Here is a 21,240-nt window from a genome sequence, read left to right on the forward strand (position 1 = left end):
GGAATCGAATATAGTATGAGTTAAATTCATTCTAGTTGCATTAGAGTCAATTGCTCCACCATAGTATTTAGCAGAGTTATTTGTGAAGATACAGTGTGAAATTGAACTGTTATCTGATTTTCCACCTAAATATATTCCGCCACCATAATCAGCACAATTACTGGTAAAGTTGGAATAAGTAATATTACCTGAAGATGCAACCCAATTAATTGCACCACCCATACCGTCTTTAGCTTTGTTTCCTACGAAAACGGATGCATTTATATTATTTGTAGTACCCTGACCGCCAACATATACTGCACCACCAGTAGTAGCATTGTTATAATAGAACTTAGATTCTGAAATATAAACAGCAGAAGCTTCTATACCAATAGCTCCTCCTTCAGCAACAGCAATGTTTTCACGGAATGTGGAGTTTGTTACGTTAATCTTTTTAGAACCGAAACCGACGTATACTGCACCACCGTGATATGCACTGTTTCTAGTGAAAGTGGAATTTAGAACTAGACCCTCTTCGGAATACCATTCAATAGCACCACCATGACCGCCAGTATCATTTACTACTTTATTATTGTCAAAGATACAGTTGACTATTTCACAGTTAGCACTGCCTTCACCAACAAATATTGCTCCACCACTATTGCCTGCAACATTGTCATAGAAGTAATATGTATCAATATGTATTTTATTAGCATTAATCCATGCAAGAGCTGATCCGTTAGTCAAAGCAACGTTTGAGCGGAATGTGTTGTTGAATCCGTGTCCGCCGGTTGCATTGATTTCCCTACATAAAGCAGCACCGGTATCAGCGTAGTTAGTTGTAAATGTAGTATCGTAGAGTCCCATGTTAGAAGCATTACAATCTATAGCACCACCATTATAAATAGCACTATTTTTCTCAAATGTAGTATTAATAATTATACAATCTGGAGCAGTGGAATTGTAATATATTCCTCCACCATAACTTGCAGTGTTGTTTTCAAATAGACAATTATCTAAAGTACCGTTTCCTCCAGCCCAGAATATGGCTCCTCCTTTATCAATATCATCACCATACTTACCGCTGGCATTACCATTTACAAAGTTTACATTAACAAAGGTAATGTTGGAAGCAGTTATGTTAAATATTCTGGAGAATCCTCTTGCATCAAGAGTCCAACCATTACCATAAATTATTAATGGTTTATCAATGAAATCTGCAGTAAGATTCATACATGACCAATCATATCTTTTATTGAAATCATCACGAGTAAATCTGTAGGATTTAGTTAAGTTGATTACATAGACATCTGTCTTATCTTTTTGTTGAGTAATGTTACCCATAATTGCATATTGAAGAATTTGGAAATCACCAATTGTATCACCATATGCAGTTAGATTTTGAAGTGAAGTCTCCTTATACATATAGTTACCATCATAAAATCCGACGGTTATATTATACGTTTCACCAATCTTTAGACCCTCATCAATGTCGACATAGACAAAGTCATAGACTTCGTTATAATGGCTTACAATATTACTTGGGTCTACAACAATCTGTTTAAAGAAAGTTTCGTTGGTAATATTTACAATCAATTTAAGTGAGTCAGTATCAACATCACCCGGTTTTGATAGGATAACTGTAATTACTGGAGCCTGACGGTCTGAAACATTTCTAATTAATAACTCATAGTCAGTATTATCCAGGAATAATGAAGTTACAATGAAGTGAGTTGAGGACTCGGTTGCACAAAGGTCAGTTCTTTTTGAAACAGGATCGATATGTCCAAGAGTATCAAAATTATTGTAATCCCTGTACTTATGTTCATTAATTATGTATAAAACAGCACCACCGTTATAGATAGCTGTGTTTTTAATAAATGTATTGTTATTAATTATGAGGTTTGCGGATTTCCAACCTCCGTTATATACTGCCCCACCATTGGCAGCATGTGAATTTTTAAATGTTGTGTCAATAATATTTATGTTTGATATATCCTTGTGATGGACATAAACAGATCCACCGTTACCGGTCGCATTGTTTCCATCGAAAATACAGGATTGTATTTGCTGATTTGAATTGTTTATATAAATTGCACCACCATCAATCGCATAATTACTTGTGAAATTACAGCTGGTGATGGATCTTTCTTTTTTAAATCCTGAATAGATTGCACCACCATAATCAGCATGGTTTTTATCGAAGGATGAAGATGATATGGAAATCTCATAGTCATAATTATCCGGTTCAAAAATGGCTCCTCCTCTTTGAGCGCTGTTATTTGTGAAGTTATTATTTTTAATGGTTGCCTCATCTTGGCCAACATAAATTGCACCGCCTTCAACAGCAGTATTTCCGGTGAAATTATTATTTTGAACTGTTACACTTTTTGAAGGAATGTAAATAGCTCCACCATGATTTGCAGAGTTATTAATGAATACCATTTTCTCTATTGTAGCCCCTCCATAAGACCAGTATAAAGCACCACCTTTGTCTCCAGCAAGGTTATTTATGAAAGTTAAATTAATGTATGAGACAATATTGCTAGCGGCATATAAACCACCACCATCTTGACTTGCATAACTGTCTGAAATTGTACAATTGTTGAGTATAATGTTTTTCTGAGCCCATATACTTCCACCAATACCACCCACATTACCTTCATCTTTGAATGAAGCATTGTTACCAGTGAAGTTACAGTCATTAAAGTAAATATGATTTCCAGCAGGAGATATAAGAGTAACGGCTCCACCCTGATTTGCAGTATTGTTTATAAATGTAACATTTTTAATTAAAATATAATCACATTCTTTAACTTGAAGAGCTCCACCACCATTGTTGTTTGTATATTTTCCTGCTTTAGCAGTGTTATTTATAAATGTAGTGTTAACAAGAATAATATTGTACTCTGCAAGATGTTTTCCATCCCTAACTGACAAGTATACTGCACCGGCCTCTTTAGCAGACCAACAATTTTCAAAGACACAATTACTGATAGTATAATTATCTTTAGCCCTTAAGAAAAGAGCTCCTCCTTGAATCCAACGAGCAGTTGTACCAACAAGATTGGTACTTGTAATATAGTTTCCATCAAAAGTACAGTGGTCAATTATACCATGTGAACTTTTATCCCATAAAACAGCTCCCCCATCTGCTTTATCAGTAGCCTGAACGGTATTGTTAATGAATTTAGAATCCCTAATATCACTGTAAGCTCCATTTTCTGAGTAGTAGATAGCTCCACCACCTCTAGTACCTGAACTTCCTCCAGCTTTTGCAGTATTGTTTATGAATATACATCCAAGAATATCGTTATCATTAGCACCGGAACCATCATTATTAGTACCTGACCAGAAAATAGCTCCACCGTTATGTTGTGCTAAATTATTTGTGAAGTTTGAATAGGATATATCGGAATATGATCCTTTAGAGTAGATTGCACCACCTTCAGCAGAAACTGCTGAATCAAATACTGATTCGGTAATATTAGCATAGTTACCTGCAATGTAAATTGCACCACCTTGATTATCCTTAGTATAAGTGGTTACACCTTTTCTTGCAAATGTTTTATTAAATGTAGAATTGATTATAGATGCGTATGCACCTTCAATATATATGGAACCTCCCTTATTAGTAGCATTGTTCATGGCAAATTTAGAATCTTTAACTGTAGCATGTACTGCCTTAATATATACTGCACCACCATTTGAAGATGAAGAAGAGGTTTGCATTATAGTCGAATTAATTATTTTAGAGTAATCACCGTTAAGATAAATTGCACCACCTTCATTAATGGCCTGTGAACGGGAGATTGAAGAACCATTAATTACTGTGTTTACACCATCCACATAAATAGCTCCTCCCTGACCATTAGGAGCCATAGTGGTATTAGATTTAATTCCAGAGATAGTGGTATTCACACCACCGACATAAATTGCACCACCGTTTCCTGTAAGGGCGATGTCAATAGTGAAGTTACTGTCCTTAATATTTGCTAAATTACCTTCAACATAAATTGCACCACCATTGTTTGTAGCATTATTCATGCCAAATGCTGATTTTTCAATGGTTGCATCAGTACCGTTTACATAAATTGCTCCACCGCTTGTATCAGCAGAACTCATTTTAAGTGATGAACCGTTAATTACTGCGTTAGGACCATCAATATAGATAATTCCACCAATACGTGCATGGGACTGTGTGAAATTACAGTCATTAATATGGGTATTGTTACCATGTACGTAAATAGCTCCACCTGCCTGTGAAACATTGGTTTTTGTGAATACTGATTTTTCAATGGTTGCATCAGCACCGTTTACATAAATTGCTCCACCATCTACATAACGAACTGCACTAGTGCTGTCCTTACCACCTATACATTGTGCGAAGTAAGACTCTGAAATGTTTGCATTAGCACCTAAAATGTAGATTGCACCACCTGATGATGTTGTGGAGTTGGTCATTGTAATATTGGATTTTAAAATAGTAGCATTTTCACCAGCGATATATATTGCTCCTCCTGCAACAGCAAAACTGCGTTTTGTGGAAATATAATTAATTGTCACATTATGACCTTGGACGTAAATAATTCCTCCTTCTTTACCATTGGCCATGTCGAAAGTACAATTTATTATATTTGAATTATTACCGAATACATAAATTGAACCTCCACCGGTGGTATATGCTTTGCCTTGTTCGACTACAGTGTGGGAAACATTATTTCTTTCAAAGTGAGACTCTGAAATAGTAACATTGTTACCGGTAGCAAATATTGCTCCTCCTGCAATTAAAGCGCCTGATTGAATGAAAGTGGATTTGGTGATTGTAACATTATTACCGTTAAGGGAGATTGTACCACCGTTTGAGTGTGAGCCGTTAAGGCTTATTCCCTTATTATCGAAACAGGTAATGTTATATACATAACCATGGTCTCCTTTCCATATGATTGCACCACCGTCGTCTCCGGCAAGGTTGTGTTCGAAAGTGGAATTATATATTTCACAGTTTAATCCTTCTACATATAATGCTCCACCGTCTTCGGTTGCATTACAGTTTGTAAAAGTACAGTTATTGAGTGTAGTACGGTCACCTACAATTTCAATTGCTCCTGCATTATTTGGAGCGGAACATCTGTCAAACAAGGTGTTGGTAATGTTTACATCATCACCTGCTAAGAATATTGCACCACCATCAGTTTTACTGATGTTTGCTCCTTCAGTTACATTTGCAAATGACCTTCCTAAAATGAATTTAGAATCTTGAATTGTAATGTTTGAACCGACAAGACAGATTGTACCTCCTCTAGTTGATGAATTGAATCTGCCTAATCCGGTATTGTTAGTGAATGTTGTGTTATAAATGGAACAGTAATCTGCACCGTGGTCGAAGTTAATAGCACCACCGTCATCATAAACTGTGTTGTTTTCAAAGTCACAGTTCCTGATAGTGTTGTTGGTGGAACCTTGATCAAAGTTAATAGCACCACCATTACGGCGACCGAGGTTGTTGTAGAATTTGGAGTCTAAAATTTTACAGTTGGTTGCATTTACGTCAAATGCAATAGCACCACCATGACCTGTAAGGTCATAATCGACTTTGGTATCATCGTTTGATTCATTTCTTTCCTGAGTGTAATTTGCCCAGGTGTTGTTTGCAGTTCCTTTTGCATAGTTGTTAATGAATTTACATAATTCAAATGTTGCATTATCATTATCTTGTAAGAACACTGCTCCACCACGACCGACTGAAGTACAGTTGGTGAATGTTGCATTGTAAATGTATAAATGATCACCGGTAATCATGATTGCACCGGCATCTCCACCGGTTGTATTTGTATCCCAATGGCTTGAATCCCAACCAGCATATTTTACTTTTCCGTCTTTACTGGTTAGTAATGAACCACCATAGTTAGTGGCATTTATAATAGTAATGTTTTTCATTTCACCGTAATCACCGTCATAGTAAATAGCACCAGCTGAACGTGCTGCACGAGTATTGTTGAAAATACAGTTGTAGATTTTACCGTAGTTAGCTCCTGCCAACCAGTCTACTCCCCCACCGTTTGTTCCTGAAGTACAGTTTGTGAAGTTACATAAGTTATAGGTTATATTGTCAGAACCGGTCATGTATGCTCCACCACCACGACGGGCAGAGTTGGAATCAACAAATGAACAGTTGTATACTAAACCTATATTTCCATTCCAAAGAATAGTACCTCCGTCTCCACCGAAGTATTGGTCAATACCCCAGTCAACAGGGGAGATGATAGATTCTGAAAGTGTGATATTTATCTCATCTAATTTTTTGAAATCTGTTCCGAGATATACATAAGATTCAAAGTGATTTATATCAGATGATAAAGATTGATTAATTACATATAATTTACCAGTTTGAGGTGTATCAATCAATTCATTTATGTTAATTTTTCCAGCATTTGTAACATTTATGATTATAACATCACCCATTGTTATGGCATAAGTGTATTCCCATGCTGTACCGGTTGCTCTGTTGTTGGTAAATCTTGAGTTTTTAATTGTACCATTTTGACCGTGCCAGAAGATTGCACCACCATTACGGTGAGCAGTGTTATTAATAAAAGTACCATTATCTATTGAACCGTCTTCAGCACCATCATGCCAGTCAATAGCACCACCATTGGTACCTGCAACGTTGTTTTCAAAGTAAACATTCCAGAAGGTAGTATTTTTATTACCATGACTACAACAGTCTAGGTATACCGCACCACCACGGCCACCCTCAATGTAATCATCATTCTTAATAGCTTCATTTTCAATGAATCTGCAGTTATCAACATCACCGTTAATACCTGCCCAGTAGATTGCACCACCATCACCAATATTACCATAACTACCAGGACGGACACCTTTAGCAGTGTTATTTGTGAAGTTAGAATATGTTATATTACCATCATGACCTCTCCAGTATATTGCACCACCATTAGAGTTTGCAATATTGTGGTTGAATGTGGAATTAATTACCTTACCGTTATGTGCTCCTTCGTGCCAGTCGATAGCACCACCATTAGTACCTGCAATATTCCTTGTAAAGTTACAGTTACTGAATGTGGTATTGGTACAGTTATCAGTTGCACTACCTTGGAGATATATAGCACCTCCACGACCACCGGAATTAGTAGCCTCATTGTACTTGGCCTCATTACTGATGAATCTACAATCATCTACAGTACCATTAGGACCAGTCCACATTACAGCACCACCATAACCGCCATAAGTCATATCACCATAAGTATCTAAAGCCTCTTTAATACCTAAAGCTGTGTTATTGGTAAAGTTGGAATGTTTGATTTCACCACCAATACCAGACCAAAATACAGCACCACCAGACCTATTAGCAATATTATCCTCAAATACGGAATTTAGTATATGACCATTTCTAGCACCATGATACCAATCAATAGCACCACCATTAACACCAGCAACATTACTTATAAAAGTACATGTATCAAATCTAGTATTATTACAAAGACCTTCACTACTACCTTGAAGGTATACTGCACCACCTTTATTAGATGCATCATTAGTAGTGAAAGTACAGTTATATACAGTACCATCTGAACCTACCCACATGATAGCTCCACCATTACCTCCATAGGTCATAGTACCATAAGAGTCTTTATCCTCAAATATACCTAAAGCTGTATTGTTGGTAAAGTTGGAATGTTTAATATTACCTATAGTACCGAACCAGTATATTGCTCCACCACTACGGTTAGCAGTATTATTGGTGAATGTGGAGTTAAGTACATAACCATAATGAGCACCTTTAACCCAATAGAGTGCACCACCATTAGAACCAGCAGTATTGTCAATAAATGTACAAAGTTCATACTTGGTATTATTATTAGTAGGGTCAGTAGTAGTATTAGATAAGAAAGAGGCACCACCATAGAGTCTAGCAGTATTGCCGATGAAAGTAGTGTTATATACATAACTGTCATGAGCTCTAACTACTATTCCACCACCATTACCAGGATAGTAAGGTGTAGTACCAGCCACATTAAATAATCCCCTAGCTTCATTATACTTAAAGGTAGAGTTATACATTTTGAAATTAGTACTTTGCATACCTACTGCTCCAGCAGAACCGTTAGCAGTATTATGCTCAAAAGTACAGTTTATAATAGTACAATTAGTGAAACCATCCTTACTTGCAATAGCTCCACCATTCAAACCAGCATAGTTATCAACAAATGTAGAATGACTGATTTTTACATTATTAGCATCAACTATAAATACTGCAGCACCTGCACCAATACCATCATTACCATTGTTTACAGCACGATTACCGCTGAAGTAGGAATTGGTGATTGTACTGCCACTGCCTTTGATGAATACTCCGGCACCATTACCGTATGTTGCAGTGTTGTCTGTGAAATTACAGTTATCAATATGAACTTCACCATTTGCAAATATAGACCCTCCGTGACCTGTTTGATCACCATTTGGCAAAATAGTTGAATTAGCATTAACAAATGTAATTCCTTTCAGTGTTACATTAGCGCCCGGTGCAATAAAGAATATTCTGGACATGTAATTTCCATCAATGATTACATTACCGTTACCATTAATGGTTTTAGTACCAGTTATTTTAACACCAGTTTTAAGTCCGCTATCTGTAGCATCATTATATGTATAGTTCTTAATCAGAGTAATATCTGATCCTCCGTCTACAATGCCCTGTAAGTCAGTAAATGAACCTTCATTCGCATTTCCTACCAGGTCATTTGATTCGGAGTTAGGAAGTGCGTATGAAGAGACATCATTATCAACTGACAAAACAGTACTGTCAGTGCTATTTGATCCGCTGTCAGCAGCAGTTACTGCCTGCAGTGAGAAAATAACACATATCAATAATATTATTGTCAATATCTCTTTTCTATTCATAATACACCCCCTCCAGTTTATAACACATGTTAATTAATTTAACATGACATGGAGAGTCTATCGTGATATCTATTTAAGTATTTACTCATATATAAGGTTTACTTTTAACAAATTTGTTAAAATAATTAAAATCATTTCATAAATAGATAAAATAAATAAACAATTGTTTAATCAAATGAATTTGTACCTAATCACTTTTTAAACACATTTCTTTATACTAAAAATTATTAATTTAGGAATACCTAAAAATAAACAAAAGAAACAATATCCGAATAATATTAAAAACGATTTAACCACCCAATCATACTTTAGAACATATTTTCTAAAAATTAGAATAAAATAAACATTGTTTAATTATAATGTTAAAATTGAATACAAAATGTATAAAATAATGAAAAATTATATCTAAAAAAATAAGAATTAAACAAAATATTAAATGTTGTAATCGATGCAAACAAGTTAATTTTTAAGTAATAACATTATAATCATTTACTACAAAGCAACATTAACTATCAGCAACTATACATTTACAAAAAAATGTTTCAATATATAAAAACAAAATTTAATTTGAAAAACATCACAGGATTAATTTACAGCCAAAATAAAATATTTATGAATTTTTTTTATAAAAATAACGAAAAATTAGCAAATATATCTATAAAAATTTTCATATTTTTATTATCCGATGTGAAATTACTTCGATAACGATTATAAAATTGTTGCATCGAAAAATCTCTTTGGGACTGGGAATTAAACTTGAAATTTCAGGCAAAAAAACAATGCCTCCAATAATTTTTTCATATCAAATATATTAAAATATACAATAGATTCCATATCCAATCAAAAATAAAAAAATATACATGAAAAAACACTCGATTCTGATAACTACCCCTATATTAGATAGTTATAAATAACCCTAAAAAAATAAAAAAATGGAAGATTATTTTTTTAATCTCCTAATTTGGGAAACTCCAACTGACAATATAATAATCAACAGGATCAGTATCGGATTTCCTGTTGCATATTCAGACAAAACAATTCCCTCACCAGAGTGATTGTCACCACCATTAGAACCGTTGCCATCCACATCAATTGTAGTAACAGTTTCATTGCCGGAGTAATTTTTATCTCCAGAATAAATCACTTTAACTGTATGTTTACCTTTAGATAATCCCGGAATATGGAATACTGCTTTACCATTGACTACAGGAGCAGTGTATTTTTTACCTTCAACAATTATTGTTACAGTTCCTGTAGCATCCTTTGGAAGATTTACAACAACACTTGCGTCATCACCTACTTCAATATTATCGCCTTTAGCTGAAATAGGAGTGCTTGTCCTGACATCAATTGTAGTGACTGTTTCATTGGTAGGATAGTTTTCATCTCCGGAATATATGACATCAACCATATATTTTCCTTTAGACAATCCAGGAATATTGAATACTGCCATACCTTTATCTACTTTAGTTGAATATTTTTTACCTTCAACAACTATGTCTACAGTTCCTGTAGCATCCTTTGGAAGATTTACAACAACATTAGCATCATCACCTACAACAATATCATCACCTTTAGCTGAAATAGGAGTATTCTTATTAAGAACACTGAACTCTACAGCAGTATTGCTTGGCAGGTATTTGTCATCACCTTCATAGTACACATTTGCATCATATTTTCCGGCCGGAAGATTAGGAATAATAATTTTGGCTTTGCCGTTTACAACAGTTCCATAGTAGCCTACCTCACCAATAGTGACAAGCACACGTCCTGTTGCATCACTTGGAACGGTTGCAGTGACTATTTCATCACTTCCAGTGTGAATGTTGACTGCAGAAGCAGTTATATCTGATGGAACTTTCAATACTTCAAATTGGCCGGTAGTTGAGTTCCATTCATAATCATCACCATCCTCATATTTGACTGCAACGGTTTTGTTTCCGGCTGCAAGTCCTGTGACATTGAATATGGCTTTTCCGTTAACCACTTCTGTTGAGAATTTCCTACCATTGATTTCAATTGTCACTATTCCTTCAGCATTTTCCGGAACGCTTACAACCACAACAGCAGTTTCACCCACATAAATATCTTCAACTGAAACGCTTATTGGAGTTTCATATTTTGGAATATTGACAGATGATTCAACAGTTTTACTTGCATATGAATCATCACCTGAGTATTTTATTTCCATATCATGTATGCCCGGAGTCACATTTTCCAGATAGATTACGGCTTTACCGTCAGATATGTCTGCAACATATGTCTGGTTTTCAACGATGACTGTTACATTTCCTGTTGCATTTTCCGGAACTTCAACAACAACAGTTCTGTTTTTATAGTCAATTACCTCAATATCAGCGGCTACTTTTGATACTAAAAATGTGGTAGTGTTGGAACTTGAGAGGTATTTGTCATTACCTTCATAAAGCACACTTACAGTATATTCTCCTTTAGGAAGTCCTGAAATGGTTAGTTTACCTCTACCGTTATCTACCGCTACAGTGTATATGTCGTTTGCATCAACGTGAGCGGATAATGTACCATCCTCCAAGTTGAAGTGATATTCCTTACCGTCAACAATTACAATCAGAGTACCAGTTGCATCGCTTGGAAGTATGAATGTGATTACTTCATTGTCTCCAACGCGAATGTCGTGAGCGGATGGAATAACGTAAGACGGGATTTTTGACACGTTAAATGATCCGTTGTTTGAGCTTGGCAGGTATTTGTCATCACCGACATATGTAAGATTTACATCATAAACGCCATTAGGCATGCGAGGAATTTCAGCAACACCAATACCATGAGTTACGTTTACATAATATCCTACACCGTCAATGTCAATAAGTACCTGGCCTGTAGCATCTTCAGGAACAATTACTGTGATAATTACATTTTCACCCACTTCAATGTCGGTTATTGTAGCATTTACATATGAATCTGCTTTAGATACTGTTAGTCTGGATGTAGTGTGGTTTGAAAGATAGTTATCATCACCATCATACTCAACGGCAATTGTTTTAGTTCCTGCAATAAGGTCTTTGATTTCAAAGGTTGCTACACCGTCATTGATTTTTGATGAGTATTTTTCACCATCAATTTCAAGAGTTATGTTTCCGGATGCTTTATCTGGAACATTTACTTTGATTATTGCTGTATCTCCAACTTTAATGTCCTCAACAGTTACAGATATTGGAGTTCCGGCTTTAGGAACATTTACGGTTGAATTGACTGTTGTAGGATTGTGGCTTTCATCACCTTCATAGATTACAGTGATGTTGGTTTCACCTGCGGTGATGTTATCTAAAGTAATTACAGCAGTACCGTTGATTACTTCACCTGTGAAGTTCTTATCACCGACTTTAATTGTTACATTACCGGAAGCGTTGTCCGGAACAACAACTACAACAGTACCGTTGCCTTGATCAACAACAATAACTTCAGGTGTTGTTTTGGCCTTTTCAACAGTGAAATCTGAAATTGTGTAGTTGGAGACATAATTTGAATCTCCTTCATACTCAACAATGACTGATTTAGGACCAGCAGTCAAGTTTTCAACTGTTACAACAGCAGTGCCGTTAATAACCTCCGCAGTGTATTTCTGACCATCAATTGTTACAGTCACATTACCACTAGCATCCTTAGGCACATCAACAGTAATTGTAACATTCTCACCCTCCTTAGCCTCACCAACAGTAACATTAATTAATGATTCATACTTAGGACCAACAATAACAGTCTCAACAGTAGAATTAGTATGAGTACCATCACCAGAATAGATTACTTCAACAGTATTGTTACCCGGAGTTAAATTATCTACATTAACAATTGCTGTGCCGTTAATAACCTCAGCAGTAACGTTCTTATCACCGACTTTAATTGTCACATTACCGGTAGCATTACCACCAACAACCACAACAACAGTACCATTACCTTGATCTATAACCTTCATGTCAGGAACAACCTTAGCTTCCTTAACAGTCAAGTTACCAATTGTGTAATTAGCAGTGAAGTTACCATCACCAGAATACTCAACAACAAATGTCTTATTGCCCGCAGCCAAGTTATCTACAATGACAACTGCCACACCATCATTAATCTCACCAGGGTACTCCTTACCATCAACATAAACAGTAACATTGCCTGTTGCATTAGCAGGAACCTCAACAGTAATGACAAGAGGCTCACCTTCAGTAACCTCACTTACAGTAACATTAATAGGAGAATCATACTTAGGACCAACAATTACAGACTCAACAGTAGAATTAGCATGAGTACCATCACCAGAATAGATTACTTCAACAGTATTGTTACCCGGAGTTAAATTACCAACATTAACAACAGCAGTACCATTAATAACATCAGCAGTAAAGTCCTTATCACCGACTTTAATTGTCACATTACCAGTAGCATTACCACCAACAACCACAACAACAGTACCGTTGCCCTGATCAACAACAACAATATCAGAAATTACTTTTGCCTTATCAACAGTAAAGTCAGAAACTGTGTAATTGGAGCTGTAATTTGAATCTCCTTCATACTCAACAATAACTGATTTAGGACCAGCAGTTAAATTCTCAACAGTAACAGTAGCAGTACCATTAATGACTTCTGCAGTGTATCTTTGACCATCAACAGTAACAGTCACATTACCACTAGCATCCTTAGGCATATCAACAGTAATTGTAACATTCTCACCCTCCTTAGCCTCACCAACAGTGACATTAATTGGAGAGTCATACTTAGGACCATTTATTACGGTTTCAATAGTAGAATTAGTATGAGTACCATCACCAGAATAAATAACCTCAACAGTATTATTACCCGGAGTAATATTATCAAGAGTAATTACAGCAGTACCATTGATTACATCAGCGGTAAAGTTCTTATCACCGACTTTAATTGTCATATTACCAGTAGCATTGCCACCAACGACAACTACAACAGTACCGTTGCCCTGATCAACAACAACAATATCAGAAATTACTTTTGCCTTATCAACAGTGAAATCAGAAGATGTGTAATTAGCAGTGTAGTTACCATCACCAGAATACTCAACAAGAACAGATTTAGGACCAGCAGTTAAATTCTCTACTTCAACAATCGCAGTACCATTAATAACCTCAACAGAGTACTTCTGACCGTCAACAGTAACAGTCACATTACCGGTAGCATTACCCGGAACAGTCACAGTAACAGTAGCATTCTCACCCTCTTTAACCTCACCAACAGTAACATTAATAGGAGAATCATACTTAGGACCATTAATTACAGTCTCAACAGTAGTATTAGTATGAGTACCATCACCAGAATAAATAACCTCAACAGTATTGTTGCCAGGAGTTAAATTACCAACATTAACAATTGCTGTGCCGTTAATAACCTCACCAGTAAAGTTCTTATCACCGACTTTAATTGTCACATTACCGGTAGCATTACCACCAACAACCACAACAACAGTACCGTTACCCTGATCAACAACAATAACCTCAGAAATTTCTTTTACCTTATCAACAGTAAAGTTGGAAACTGTGTAATTGGAGCTGTAATTTGAATCTCCTTCATATTCAACAATGACTGATTTAGGACCAGCAGTTAAATTCTCAACAGTAACAGTAGCAGTACCGTTAATGACTTCTGCAGTGTATCTTTGACCGTCAACAGTAACAGTTACATTACCAGTAGCATTACCCGGAACAGTAACAGTCACAGTAGCATTTTCACCCTCTTTAACCTCACCAACAGTAACATTAATAGGAGAATCATACTTAGGACCATTAATTACAGTCTCAACAGTAGCATTAGTATGAGTACCATCACCAGAATAGATTACTTCAACAGTATTATTGCCAGGAGTCAAATTACCAACATTAACAATAGCTGTGCCGTTAATAACCTCACCAGTAAAGTTCTTATCACCGACTGTAATTGTCACATTACCGGTAGCATTACCACCAACAACCACAACAACAGTACCATTACCCTGATCAACAACAACGATATCCGGAACAACTTTAGCTTGCTCTACAGTGAAGTTTGAAACAGTGTAATTAGCTGTGCGGTTAGCATCACCGGAATATTCAACGACAATTGTCTTATTGCCTGCAGTTAAATTCTCAACTGTTACAACAGCAGTGCCGTTAATGACTTCTGCAGCGTATTTCTGACCGTCAACAGTAACAGTCACATTACCGGTAGCATTACCTGGAACAGTAACAGTCACAGTAGCGTTTCCACCTTCTTTAGCTTCAGTTATATTTACAGTGAGTGGAGATTCGAGTTTTGGAACAACCATAGTTGAGTTTACAGTTGCATTGGTGTGTGTATCGTCACCTTCATAGACAACAGTAATGTTTTGAACTCCAGGAGTTACATTTTCCACAGTAATTCTAGCGGTTCCGTTTATCACTTCTCCTGTAAAGTTTTGACCATCTACATAAATAGTTACATTACCGGTAGCATTTCCAGGAACCACAACCACAACAGTGCCATTGCCTTGATCAATGACTTTAATATCCTCTGAAGTTATATTAACTTTGGATATTTCGAATTCGGTTGTGTTTTTGCTTGCTCCATATTTATCATTTCCATCAAATATTACATCAACTGTGTAATTTCCGATGCCTAAATCAGGAACAATCAGTATTCCGTTTCCACCAGCAACATAAACTGTGTAATTCTTATCATCAACAGTTACAGTTACATTTCCGTATAAGTCTTTAGGAGTAGTTATGTTGATTATAGCTTTATCTCCGATAGTAATGTTTTCTACTTTTACAGAAATGTCTGCTTTAGTACCGTTTACGTTAAAGCTTGTTGAATTGTTAGCTGAATCCCAGAAGTCATCGCCATAGTATTCAACAGCCACATTATAAGTTTTATTAATTAAATCATCAATTTCAAGTGCTATTTCTTTACCTTTTACAATATCCACATGGTATTTTGTACCGTCAACATCGATTACTACAAATCCTGTAGCATTATCCGGAAGATGTACAAGGATTTTTTCTGTTTTGCCGACAGTTGTGTTGGTTACTTCAATTGTAAGTTCAGGTTTAATCTTATCTACAGCAAATGTTTTTGAAGTCCAGTTGCCGACGAGGTTATTGTCTCCTTCATATATTACAACAACACTGTGGTTTCCGGCAGATACTTTGTCCAATGTGAGGTTTGCAGTTCCGTTTACAATCGGTCTTGTGTAGTTTACGCCATCAACATTGATTGTTACATTGCCGGTTGCATTTACATCACTGATTGTTACATTGATTATTTGCTTATCTGCAACAGTAATATTATCTACAGCAACATTAACAGTAGTATTTAACATTCCAACTACGAAGAATGTACTTACAGTTGCTTTATTGTAGTTTTCATTTCCATTATATGTTACTTCAACAGGATATGTTCCTGCATTTAAGTTATATACATCCAGTGTAGCTTTAACATCATAAGTTTTAATTGCAGCAATTATTGCTCTTAAGATGTCTTTTCCGCCTTCACCATCTTTAAGGACAATAGTTCTTTCTGTGTTGTTGACTCTGATTGTTACATTTCCCGGAGCATTTACACGAACAATAATATGTTCAATGCCACCATAGGTAATGTTTTGAACCTCAACGGTAATGACCGGATCTTTTTTAGCCACAGTAAAGTTAGCTTTTGCTGTATTTACAGTGTAGTTTTCATTTCCACTATAATCCACAACAACTGTGTAATTTCCTGCAGCCAGATATCCTGGCAATTCAAATTCTAATTTACCGTTATTAATTTGTTTATTGAGGTAAACTACTTCATTTACAACAGTTATATTGACTTTACCTGTACCGTTGACATAGATAGTAAATATTTCAACTTCACCATAGGTAATGTTTTGAGGAATTACAATTACAGGAATTGTTGCCTTATCCACTTTGAATGTGTTGTTGGCAGTTGTATTCATGTATTTGTAGTTGCCTTCGAAGTAAACGGTTACGTTGTATTCACCTGCGGCCAAGTTTTCAACAGTAAGGTTACCTTTACCTTCATAAATTACAGCAGTGTAGTTTTTCTTGTTAATTTCAACTATGACTTTGGCTGTAATGTTATCGGCAGTTTCAATGGTAATCAGTTCTTTAGCGCCGTATGTAATGTTGGTGCCGTTTACTGTAAATTGAGTAAGCAATCTGGATATTGTGAAATCAGTGTGGTTAGTGCTTTCGAAGTACTGATTATCACCGAGATATGTTACATTTACCCAGTAATCGCCGTTAGCCAAGTTTTTAATTACAATAGAACCGTTACCGTTTGTAGTATTTACAGTGTATTCGGTTCCGTTAACGTTTATAATTACATATCCGGTTGCATTGGCCGGAATTGTTACATTGATTATTGTATCCATTCCAACAACAGAAGCACTGTAGGTTACGTTTACTTGAGATATGCGTTTATCTACTGTGAAGTTTGCAGTTGTTGAGTTGAATACGTATTTGTTATCGCCATCGTATGTTGCTACAACAGTTTTATTTCCATAAGTCAAGTCAGCTATTTCAAATATTGCTTTTCCTTGATCATTTACTGATTTGTTATATTTAATTCCATTAATTTCGATTGTTACATTATTTCTGATACCGGCAGGAACAGTCACTTCAACAATTGCCTTATCTCCAACATATATTGGGTTAACGCTAATATCGATTGGAGTGTCAACTTTAAGGACATGATAATTGGTTGTTACAGTCTTGTTAGCATATTTGCCGTCAGTAAATGTTGCGTTGACTACGTATTTTCCTGCAATGTATTTTGTTACATTTAATTTTGCAACACCCTGTGAGATAGTAGCATTGTCAGCAAATACTCCATTTATGTAGATTGATACATTACCGACCGCATCAATTGGAACATTAACAACAATTGTTGTGTTTGCTCCAACTTCAGTGTCATTTGCAGTAACTGTCATGTTGTAGCATGAGAATTTATGAACGATTACTTTATTATCCTGAGTGGTTGAAGCATTTGTGAAGTTCTTATCACCAGTGTAGTTTGCAAATACAGAGTAACTGCCTTCATTAAATTGGTCAATTACAATTCTTGCAACACCATTTTCAATCGGACCAGAGTAATTTTGGCCGTTTACGGTTATGTTAATGTTACCAGTAGTTCCAGAAGTAATATGGACAACAACAGTAGCGTTTTTGGCTGAGTTAACCTCAACAGTTTCAATTGTAATTGCCGGAGTGATTTGTCTTACTTCAAATGATTTGTTAACCTTATTGGTGTTGTTGATGTTGTATTTGCCGTCACCGGAGTAGTTAGCATAAACAGTGTAGTTATCAGCAGCCAAATTATCTACAATCCAGTTGACTTTACCATCTACAATAGGTAAAGTGATGCTTCTGGTGTTGTTGATTCTGATTGTGATAAATCCTGTTGCATCAACTTTAACTGTTACAGTAATATTAGCCTTTTGAGTATAATCGATACTTTCAACACTAATTGCCATTGTTGTGTTGAGTTTGGTCATTTCAAAGGTCTTATCGTTGTTGGTTGTGGTGAAGTACTGTCTGTCACCAAGATATGTCGCATGGACATAATATGTTCCGTTTCCAAGACCAGCAATTTGAAGTGATCCAGCGCCTTGAGTTAAGTTAATTGTGTAATTTGTACCATTTACGTTTACAGTTACATATCCGGTAGCATTGGTTGGCAGTGAAACACTTATTGTAGCATTGGAACCAACAGAGTTACCAGTAGCAGTTACATCCAAGTTAGCTGTGCGTTTAGTTACATCAAACTTATCAATGGTTGAATTGGCCAAGTATTTATTATTGCCTGCGTAACTTGCAACAACTGTTCTAGTTCCGTTGGACCAGATTTGCACTTCAAATACAGCTTTGCCGGAAGTTGTAACTGGTGAATCATATTTTACACCGTCAATTTCAATGACAATATCATCTAAAACTTCACTTGGAGCAGTGACTGTAATGGTTGCCTTATCACCGACTTTAATCGGACCAACACTGATATCCAATGGAACATCATACTTGTTGATTGCAAATACGCCAGTAGCAGTCTTATTGACATATTTACCATCACCGAAGTAAGCAGTAACATTGTATCTGCCAGCACCAAGATTGGTCTGATTATTAAATACCGCTTTGCCCTGACTGATTGTTGCAGTGTAGTTGTGACCTTCAATTTCCAAAATAACTTTACCGCTGGCATCAGCAGGAACGTTTACGATAATATTGGTTAAATCACCGACCTTAATGTCATAAGTAGTAATATTAATATTATAATCTGAAGTCTTATTGGTGGTGAATGTGCGTGTTTTACTGTCAGATGTGAAGTTCTTATCACCAGCATAGGATGCTGTGACAGTGTAAGTTCCATCAGCAAGCCTGTCAGTAATTACAGTGATTATTCCATCACCAATCTGTTTAATATAATCCTTATCGACATTTACATTAATGGTTTGGGTTGCTCTTGAGTCAATGCTTACGATAACAGTAGCGGATTCACCGGCAGTGGAATCAACATGAACAATCTTAATTTCAGGTGAAATCCGTTTGACTTCAAATGATTTGTTTACCTTATTGGTGTTGTTGATGTTGTATTTGCCGTCACCGGAGTAGTTAGCATAAACAGTGTAGTTATCAGCAGCCAAATTATCTACAATCCAGTTGACTTTGCCGTTACCAATAGGCAAGGTGATATTTCTGGTTTCATTAATTCTGATTGTAATAAATCCTGTAGCACCATTGGTAATTGTTACAGTAATGTTTGCTTTTTGACCGTAGTCAATATCTGTTACGGAAATGCCCATTGTAGTGTCGAGTTTGGTCATTTCAAAGGTCTTATCGTTATTGGTTGCGGTGAAGTACTGTCTGTCACCAAGATATGTCGCATGGACATAATATGTACCGTTTCCAAGACCAGCAATTTGAACGGATCCTGCACCGCCATTGAGTTTTATAGTGTAGTTTGTACCGTTTACATTAACTGTCACATATCCTGTAGCATTGGTTGGCAGTGAAACACTTATTGTAGCGTTAGAGCCAACTGAATTGCCTGTAGCAGTTACATCCAGTACAGGTGTGCGTTTTGTTACAGTGAAGTTGGCGGTTGTTGAGTTAAATAGGTATTTGTTGTCTCCACCATATGTTGCAACAACTGTTCTTGTGCCGTTGGACCAGACTTGCACTTCAAATCTGGCTTTTCCGTTTGCATCAACTGATTTGTTGTATGCTTTTCCTTCAAGTTCAATAGTTACATTGTTTATTACGCCCTTAGGAACAGTTACTTCAATAATAGCTTTATCTCCAACATAAATTGGTTTTACATCGATTGAAATAGGAGTTTCATGTTCAGATACCCAGAAGTTGGTGTATGCAGTCTTATCAGCATATTTTGAATTGCTTAATGTAGCATTCACTCCATATCTTCCGGAAATGGTTTTATTTAAGGTGAATGTTGCCACACCGTCACGTATTGTTGAGTTGGTTAGAGGACCGGTGCCGTTTACCCAAACAGTTATGGTTCCTGTAGCGTCTTTTGGAACATGTACAGTGATTGTAGTGTTCACTCCGACTAAAACATCGATTGCAGTAACATTGATTGGATAGCATGTCACTTTAGTAACGATTATGCGGTTTTCAAAGATTTGTGATTTGTATGTGTAGTTATTGTCGCCTTTATAGGTTACGTTTACGTCATATTGGTCTACAGGCAGTTTATCGACAGTGAATGTGGCAATACCGTCAATGATATCTGCAGTGTAGTTTTTATTATAGACCGTGATGTTCAATTTGCCTGACATTGTGTCGTTTACTTTGACTTTAACGATTGGATTTGTATTTGCATCGACAGTTACCACGTCAACGCTGAATACAGGAGCAGCCTGATTAATTACAAAGTTTTTGGACTCAGTGTCGTTAATGTTATATCTTGCACTGCCAGTGTAGTTAGCATAAACAGTGTATGAACCAGCAGCGAGACCTTCTTTAATCCAGTTTACTTTACCTTCCACAACAGGTAAAGTGATATTTGTGATATTATTAGTTCCATCATTAATAGTTAATGTTATAAATCCATCTACACCATTTTCTACAGTTACTGTAATGTTTGTGTAGTTGTCATAAGTAATAGGCTGTACGACATTAATATCTACAGTTGTATTTACTTTAGATACAGTAAATTTGGTTGTATTTATTGCAGAATGCCATTTGGTATCACCGGAATACTTAGCCCATACTGTGTATGTTCCATTTCCAAGCAATGGAAGAGTTAAAGTTCTTGATTCGGATAAATTGACATAATATTGTGTGCCATTTACTTTAATATATACTATACCTGTAG

General features: G+C 36.1%; 2 protein-coding genes (1 of these 2 only partly in view). Both read right to left on the bottom strand.

Translation table 11 applies throughout. The features are described from left to right. Positions 1-8,904 carry the beginning of an Ig-like domain repeat protein gene (locus IJL02_RS08620; RefSeq protein WP_292814992.1) on the bottom strand. The gene continues 18,174 nt to the left of window position 1, outside the view, so only the first 8,904 of its 27,078 coding nucleotides appear in the window; the start codon lies at positions 8,902-8,904; its stop codon lies off the left edge, out of view. Positions 8,905-9,844: 940 nt separating this feature from the next. Further along, a complete protein-coding gene (locus IJL02_RS08625) occupies positions 9,845-21,160 on the bottom strand; it encodes an Ig-like domain-containing protein (protein WP_292814996.1) in 11,316 nt (3,771 codons plus the stop codon). Positions 21,161-21,240 lie beyond the last annotated feature (80 nt).

It is taken from the genome of Methanobrevibacter sp. (genome assembly GCF_017427765.1).
In the GTDB taxonomy this organism is placed as follows: Archaea; Methanobacteriota; Methanobacteria; order Methanobacteriales; family Methanobacteriaceae; genus Methanocatella.